Annotated in this window: 5 protein-coding genes and 1 pseudogene; 3 read left to right on the forward strand and 3 right to left on the reverse strand. The window is 40.3% G+C overall.

What is annotated here, in order from left to right:
• The first annotated feature begins 92 nt into the window (after positions 1-92).
• The 3 genes from WKT20_RS17650 to WKT20_RS17660 are packed head-to-tail and all read left to right on the forward strand — an operon-like array spanning position 93 to position 1,694.
• A complete protein-coding gene (locus WKT20_RS17650; protein ID WP_264952178.1) occupies positions 93-506 on the forward strand; it encodes a MobC family plasmid mobilization relaxosome protein in 414 nt (137 codons plus the stop codon).
• Positions 503-1,453, forward strand: a complete 951-nt coding sequence (locus WKT20_RS17655) for a relaxase/mobilization nuclease domain-containing protein (RefSeq protein ID WP_264952179.1) — start codon at positions 503-505, stop codon at positions 1,451-1,453. Before WKT20_RS17650 ends, WKT20_RS17655 begins: the two co-directional genes overlap by 4 nt.
• A 31-nt stretch (positions 1,454-1,484) precedes the next feature.
• Positions 1,485-1,694 (forward strand): hypothetical protein, encoded by a 210-nt coding sequence (locus WKT20_RS17660; protein WP_117664386.1) that lies wholly within the window; start codon positions 1,485-1,487, stop codon positions 1,692-1,694.
• A 1-nt stretch (position 1,695) separates the two neighbouring features.
• Here the strand turns inward: WKT20_RS17660 and WKT20_RS17665 are convergent, their stop codons facing one another.
• The 3 genes and pseudogenes from WKT20_RS17665 to WKT20_RS17675 all read right to left on the reverse strand — a co-directional run.
• The gene (locus tag WKT20_RS17665) at positions 1,696-2,154 is read right to left on the reverse strand and encodes a hypothetical protein (RefSeq protein ID WP_340417832.1); all 459 of its coding nucleotides are present in this window, start codon (positions 2,152-2,154) and stop codon (positions 1,696-1,698) included.
• Positions 2,155-2,173: 19 nt separating this feature from the next.
• Entirely contained in the window at positions 2,174-3,004 is an 831-nt protein-coding gene (locus tag WKT20_RS17670; protein ID WP_264952180.1) for an immunoglobulin-like domain-containing protein, read from the reverse strand.
• A gap of 525 nt (positions 3,005-3,529) precedes the next feature.
• Positions 3,530-3,751: pseudogene (locus tag WKT20_RS17675) on the reverse strand (Arm DNA-binding domain-containing protein); the annotation flags it as partial.
• Positions 3,752-3,949 lie beyond the last annotated feature (198 nt).

Here is a 3,949-nt window from a genome sequence, read left to right on the forward strand (position 1 = left end):
CCCCAAAACGCCTCGCTCCACCATGAGGGTGGAGGAATTTTGCTCCCGATGGTCGCAGAAAGTGAGTGTACCAACTGTAAACAGTGTATAGAATGACAAGCATACATGAACAGGACAAGAAAAAGGACGGAAGACCGCCCACAGGCAGGGTTCGCAAGCTGTCGAAGTCTGTTACGGTGAAGTTCTCGAAGCCAAGCTACGAGGCATTGAAACTGAGGGCAAGAAAAGCCAATCGCAAGTTGGCGGAGTATATCCGTGAGTCAGCCTTGAATGGCGAGGTGGTCAGCGGACACAATGCAGAGACGGTAGCCATTGCCAAGAACCTCATCGGTATGGCGAACAACCTCAACCAACTTGCCAAGCTGTCGCATCAGAGAGGTTTCCATGAAACCCATGTATATGTGGTGGACTTGTTGAGAAGATTAAAAGAAATCCTTGGCGAGTATCGCCAAGCAAGTCCAAAATCGAAGCCATGCGGAATAGGCAGAAAGGAGGATGCTACATGATAGGCAAGCTAAAGAAGGGCAGCTCATTTGCTGGTTGCATCCGCTATGTTACAGGCAAGGACGAGGCGAAAATCCTTGCCTCTGATGGTGTGTTACTCGGCACGAATACCGAGATGACGCAAAGTTTCGAGCTACAAAGGCAACTAAATCCAAGGATTAAGAAGCCTGTGGGGCACATAGCTTTGAGCTTCAAGCCCGAGGACAAGCCACGTTTGACGAATGAATTCATGGCTAAGATAGCCCTTGAATACATGCAGATGATGGGGATAAAAGATACTCAATTCATCATCGTAAGGCATCACAACACCGACAATCCACATTGTCATATCGTGTATAACCGCATCAATAACGAGGGCAAGCTCATATCAGACAGGAATGATTACAGGCGTAATGAGCAAGTGACCAAGGCTCTTAAATCCAAGTATGGGCTTACTTACGGAACTGACAAGAGCAAGACTAATACTCGCAAGTTACGCAATGCTGAGCGTGCCAAATATGAGATTCACAATGCAGTCAAGGATGCCTTGAAAGTCGTAGAAAATTGGCATAAGTTCAAGAATGAACTTGCAAAGCGAGGTGTTCACTTGGAGTTAGTCTATAAGGACAAGGAGAGAACCAAGGTGCAAGGTATCCGTTTCTGCAAGGATGGATATAGTTTCAAGGGGACACAGATTAGCCGAGACTATAGCTTTGGCAAACTGAATGCGAGATTTGAGGGAATGGAGAAACACGTTTCATCAAGAGACAACTCTACTCTGCAATACGAGCAAGGCCATCACAAGAGCAACGATGAGCCATCCATGTCGGATAGCAGCCAAGACCTTTGGTACGGCATTTCTTCCATTGGACTTTTTGCTCCAGCTAATGCTCAGACCTTTGAGTCATTCCCAGAGGATGAATCAGCCAAGAAGAAAAAGAAGAAACGCAGAAGAGGCTTTAGCCTTTGATGCAAGTTACAAACCAAACAACATCAGAAATATGAAAGAAGAAATATTGGAAGCCATCTACGGCACAGTTGAGAGATTGGAGCAGAAAGTCGATGAACTTTCTGCTTCACCAAAGAACGCAGGAGCGGAAACAGTTCTTAGCCCTGCAAGTGTTGACACAAGCAAACTTGAAAAAGCCATCCTTTCTGTGCTGTACAAAAATTCCGTGGAAACGCAATTCGTTCCACGGAATTTTCCTTAAGTTATTTTATCGTATCTCCATAATCAGCTTCCTCTTCTTCCTGTAAATATAAGCATATTACATTAAGATAATCTACAATTTCCTTGTGTGTTAAATTTAACTTTTTAATACAAGAGCAGAATTCCATAATAACACCTTCTGGATTATAGTCCCCTCGGCTATTAAAGATGAAACTTTTCTCTCTCTTATAGACAAAAATTTGTCTTGGAAAATGTGGTCCCATGCCTTTGAAAGCATATATTCCATCCACAAAATTATAATTATTAGGAGAGATGAGGTTTACAACATTTTTACTTGCATTTGTATATTTATCTTCATAGTTATTTTCTATTTGTTCCGCTATACTATCAGGTAAGCACACACTTTTTAGTGAATCTAAGCATTGTCCCTTAATTGATATGTAAGGAACAATGCTACAGATAAAACATAATAGGATTTTATTGATTATCGTTATTTTCATTGTTATTTCTTAATTTACCTCACAAAGTTACACCATAAAAACGGCAATTCTCCGATTTTGTTTCTCTCAACTCAAAGGTTGCCATAAGCAGCACCTTATTGCCATCTATGTTATCTTCGTAGAAGAAGCGATAGACGCCTGGTTTGTTGGGAAGAATATCGGGAAAAAGATGGGCAGTAATGGTGCCGCTTTGACCATCGTTTAAAACATGACCGATGGCCGTGAACAAGCAATCGGTGGGCACAACAAACCAATTGCCATCCGCTCCTTGGGCTGTGATGCTATAGGCATCGCCATACACAAATTCCTCGCCACTATGGTTGGTAATCGTGAATCTGATTTCCGTGGTGCCCAATGGATAGGAAGGCTTCTCCGCCTTGAGGGAGATGCCTTGGTAGGTGCTCACGCCTTCCCTGTTGTCGATGATAGGGTCCAACTTGCCCTCAAACCTGATGGCGGGCGAGTTGTAAATCTGCCTACGAAACTCCAGCTGCTTCTCCTTCGTGTTCCAACGGAGCGCAACATCAATGGAGTTGGATCCCATTCCAAATCCAACAACATTTCGCAAGGCCGGGGTCTTGTCTTCCGACAGGAACTTCCGCTCAAGTATCCGCATAATGGCGTTCAGTTCCCTATGCGAATATTTACGCGCCGAAGCCTTGCGATAGGTTCTCTTCTTGCTCTTGACAACTCTCTTTTTGCTAATGGCAACCCTCTTTTTGCCAACAGTTGCCACTTTCTTTTGCTGAATGGCCATTGATGGGTTGCAAGCAGCACAAGTGGTTTGCATTGAAAGGAACATTGTCAATCCTAATATTATTGCATTGAGGAGTTTTGGCTTCAGTCTCATAGTTATCAGCAATTAATAATTTAACATGTAGAGATATGAACTCTTATAGTATATTTCTTTTCAAGGATGAAAATAATTGTCATAAGGAAAAATCACTTTGCCTTATGACAATTATACACAGTTAGAATACTTAAAACAGATATTCTATTTCAACAGACTATCAAAAGTCCTTATTAACGAAATAGGATCTTTATAAAATTCTTTCGTATCTAAATTAGACACAGTTTCTTTCATCACAGGATATGGCTTAAATACAATTTTAAGCAACATTTTCGCACCAATACTACTTCCCATACAATAACCCTTTGCCACATCTTCATTCTTTACCTTAAAATAGAAAACATAGTTTGTGCCTTCCAAATGTAATGTTTTGGTATTTGTTATTGTTGAGATATAGTGTATATAGGCAGACACATTTTCCCCTTCATACACAGGTTTGAGGAATATCGGAGTTTTGTATGGTTTTGGATTTTTGTTCCAAACGCTTGGCAATGATTTTTGCGCCATAAGCGGAACGAACTTTATCATGCAACGTATTGCTTCTGCTTTGTCCAGCATGTCATTGTTGAAATTTCGTTCAATCTCATTTCTGGGATTGGCATAGATGTAAATACCAAGATATTCTCTGCGACTCATTTTCATTGTATTTGGATTACGAATAGCAGGATAATAGTCTAGGTAAAGAGAAATTCGACCATTACTAATAACTCTTTTTCTCAATGTTACATTAGTACATGTAAGTGCCATAAAATAATGTTTTTAGTTGATTAATAAATAATATAATGTTTTCTTAGTACTTACTAAATATTAATGAGTACCAGGAATTTTCAATAACAATGATTCTCTTATTATAATTTTATTATTGATGTATAAAGATATATTAGATCCGCATCAGATTTGTCTTAGTAAGATAGTGGGTTTATTTTGTATTTTAATACTTTATGT

This window comes from Phocaeicola sp. ICN-14070 (assembly GCF_037892625.1).
Taxonomy (GTDB): domain Bacteria; phylum Bacteroidota; class Bacteroidia; order Bacteroidales; family Bacteroidaceae; genus Phocaeicola; species Phocaeicola plebeius.

Coding starts and splice junctions, on each gene's coding strand:
- WKT20_RS17650 (WP_264952178.1), top strand. CDS start 93: ATGACAAGCATACATGAACAGGACAAGAAAAAGGACGGAAGACCGCCC.
- WKT20_RS17655 (WP_264952179.1), top strand. CDS start 503: ATGATAGGCAAGCTAAAGAAGGGCAGCTCATTTGCTGGTTGCATCCGC.
- WKT20_RS17660 (WP_117664386.1), top strand. CDS start 1,485: ATGAAAGAAGAAATATTGGAAGCCATCTACGGCACAGTTGAGAGATTG.
- WKT20_RS17665 (WP_340417832.1), bottom strand. CDS start 2,154: ATGAAAATAACGATAATCAATAAAATCCTATTATGTTTTATCTGTAGC.
- WKT20_RS17670 (WP_264952180.1), bottom strand. CDS start 3,004: ATGAGACTGAAGCCAAAACTCCTCAATGCAATAATATTAGGATTGACA.